This is a genomic window from Amycolatopsis bullii, from assembly GCF_014654205.1.
Classification (GTDB): domain Bacteria; phylum Actinomycetota; class Actinomycetes; order Mycobacteriales; family Pseudonocardiaceae; genus Amycolatopsis; species Amycolatopsis plumensis.
This window is the reverse complement of record NZ_BNAW01000104.1, coordinates 1-2686: the sequence shown is the minus strand read 5'-3', so window position 1 is coordinate 2686 and position 2686 is coordinate 1. Positions and strand designations below refer to the sequence as shown.

Genomic DNA, 2686 nt, shown 5'->3' with positions numbered 1-2686 from the left:
GCCATTGGCCAGCGCCCGCGCGGCGTCGGCGTCCGCCTGGGCGGCGGCCAGCAGCGGCTGCAGGGGGTCGGGGCTTTCGTCGTAGCCGGGCCCGCAGGCGGCGAGGGGAACGGCCAGTGCGGCCAGCGCCCCCGCGCGGAGGGCGCCACGGCGGGTCAGCTCGGTCGGTCTTCCGGTCACGCCGCCCCATCCTGCCAGGCCCCGGGGCGGCCCCGCCGCTCGCGCGGGGTGAGCGGGCGACCGGATAAGCTGGTCCACCACCGACCCGACCACCCAGCCCGAGCAAGGAGACCCCCACGTGCCAGGAGAACTCGCCAGCCGGCTTCAGCCGATAGTGGCCGAAGCCGTCACCGCCGCGGGTTTCGACCTCGACTCGTTCGAGGTGCAGCAGGCCGGCCGGCGCCAGCTGGTCAAGGTCGTCGTCGACTCCGACGACGGGGTCGGGCTGGACGAGATCGCCGAGATCAGCCGCACGGTCTCGGCGACGCTCGACGAGAACGAGCACGTGCTCGCGAGCGCCTACACGCTGGAGGTCACCTCGCCGGGCCTCGACCGCCCGCTCACCCAGCCGAGGCACTGGCGGCGCGCGCGGTTCCGCCTGGTGAAGATCAGCCCGGTGGAGGGGGCGCCCTTCGTGGGCCGGGTCGGTCACGCGGGCGAGGACGCCGCCCGCGTCCTGGCCGGCGGCAAGCTCCGCGACGTCCGCTACGCCGACGTGGCGAAGGCGGTCGTGGAGATCGAGTTCAAGCAGCCGCCCGCCGAGGACCTGAAACTGCTGGAAGACGACGCGTCCGGCATGATCGGCGCCGGTCAGGCCGAGACGGAGAAGGGGTCGAAGTGAACGTCGACATCGCCGCACTGCGGGCGATCGAACGGGACAAGGACATCCCCTTCGAAACGGTGATCGAGGCCATCGAGACGGCCCTGCTCACCGCGTACAAGCACACCGAGGGCCACCAGCCGCACGCCCGCATCGACATCGACCACAAGACGGGCCTGGTGCGCGTGCTCGCGCACACGCTGACCCACGACGGCCAGGTCGACGAGGAGTGGGACGACACCCCCGAGGGGTTCGGCCGGATCGCCGCCACCACCGCGCGCCAGGTCATCCTGCAGCGGCTGCGCGACGCCGAGCACGAGAAGACCTTCGGCGAGTTCTCCACCAAGGAGGGCGAGATCGTCGCCGGTGTCATCCAGCGCGACGCCCGCGCCAACGCGCGCGGCATGGTCGTGGTCCAGGTGGGTGACACCGAGGGCGTGCTGCCCTCCGGCGAGCAGGTCGCCGGGGAGTCCTACGAGCACGGCAGCCGGATCAAGGCGTACGTGGTCACCGTGTCGCGCAGCAACCGCGGCCCGCAGATCACGCTCTCGCGGTCGCACCCGAACCTGGTGCGCAAGCTGTTCGCGCTCGAGGTGCCGGAGATCGCCGACGGGACGGTCGAGATCGCCGCCGTCGCGCGCGAGCCCGGGCACCGCACGAAGATCGCGGTCAAGTCCACCGTGCCGGGCGTCAACGCCAAGGGCGCCTGCATCGGCCCGGTCGGCGCGCGCGTGCGCAACGTGATGAGCGAGCTGGCCGGCGAGAAGATCGACATCATCGACTACTCCGAGGATCCGGCCCGCTTCGTCGGGAATGCGCTGTCGCCCGCGAAGGTTGTTTCGGTACGAGTCGTGGACGAGCGGGCGAAGACCGCCCGCGTCGTGGTGCCGGACTTCCAGCTGTCGCTGGCGATCGGCAAGGAGGGCCAGAACGCCCGCCTCGCCGCCCGCCTGACCGGCTGGCGGATCGACATCCGCAGCGACGCCGCACCGGCGGACGACGGTGACGATCGCGAGGGTGATCAAGACCACGCCCGTCCGCCGCGGCCCGCCGCGACAACCGGTTCGGCTGAGTGAAGGTCGAAGCGCTAGACTCGGGAGTGGTTCGAAGCCCGCGGCGGGTAGCCGAGCACCAGCCCCACCGGAATTCCCCGGTGCGGACTTGTGTCGGCTGCAAGCGGCGGGCCTTGATCGGTGAGCTGCTGCGCGTGGTCGCGGTGGCCGGGCGGGTGGTCGTCGACGAGCGTCGGCGGCTGCCGGGCCGGGGGGCTTGGCTGCACCCCGACCCGGACTGCCTGGCCAAGGCCGAACGGCGGCGAGCCTTCCCGAGGGCCCTGCGGGCTGCCGGGGCGCTCGACGCCGCGGAGGTCCGCGAGCACGTCGGGCGCACCGAAGCCCCACGGACCACGCACCACGAGCCCGGGACGTCCCCGGGGTCGCGAGGAAGCAAGGAAGCAGGTCGACCCGTCATGAGTCAGCCGTGAAGCTGAAGCCATGAGCGTCAGACAATAAGGACGAGGTCAGCGGGTTTTCCGCCTGGCCTCCCCTAGATGAGGAGAGTTGTGCCAGGCAAGGCCCGCGTACACGAGCTCGCGAAAGAGCTCGGCATCACCAGCAAGGACGTGCTCGCGAAGTTGAAGGAACAGGGCGAGTTCGTCAAGTCCGCGTCGTCCACGGTCGAGGCGCCCGTCGCCCGCCGTCTCCGCGACGCGTACGCCCCCAAGGGCGCCAAGAAGCCCACCCCCGGCCCGTCGGCGCGCCCCGGTCCGCCGGCCGCCAAGCCCGGACCCGCCGCCGCGGGCAGGCCCACGGTCACCCGGTCGCCGCTCGGCGCCACCAATCGCAGCCGTTGTGCCCCCATGACACC

At 72.2% G+C, this 2686-nt stretch carries 4 protein-coding genes and 1 pseudogene; 4 read left to right on the top strand and 1 reads right to left on the bottom strand.

The genetic code is table 11. The features are described from left to right. Positions 1–180, bottom strand: a pseudogene (locus tag IE317_RS44060) (DUF4439 domain-containing protein); the annotation flags it as partial. A 118-nt stretch (positions 181–298) separates the two neighbouring features. Here IE317_RS44060 and rimP point away from each other — a divergent pair. The 4 genes from rimP to IE317_RS45010 form a co-directional block, all read left to right on the top strand. After that, entirely contained in the window at positions 299–841 is a 543-nt protein-coding gene (gene rimP / locus IE317_RS44055) for a ribosome maturation factor RimP (RefSeq protein WP_191317302.1), read from the top strand. Then, positions 838–1896 (top strand): transcription termination factor NusA, encoded by a 1059-nt coding sequence (gene nusA / locus IE317_RS44050; RefSeq protein WP_191317301.1) that lies wholly within the window; start codon positions 838–840, stop codon positions 1894–1896. The genes rimP and nusA overlap by 4 nt, the downstream gene beginning before the upstream one ends. Before the next feature lie 77 nt (positions 1897–1973). Beyond that, positions 1974–2303 (top strand): YlxR family protein, encoded by a 330-nt coding sequence (locus tag IE317_RS44045; protein ID WP_191317300.1) that lies wholly within the window; start codon positions 1974–1976, stop codon positions 2301–2303. Positions 2304–2381: 78 nt separating this feature from the next. Further along, positions 2382–2686: translation initiation factor IF-2 N-terminal domain-containing protein (locus IE317_RS45010; protein WP_229903254.1), on the top strand; the 305-nt coding region annotated here is incomplete at its 3' end.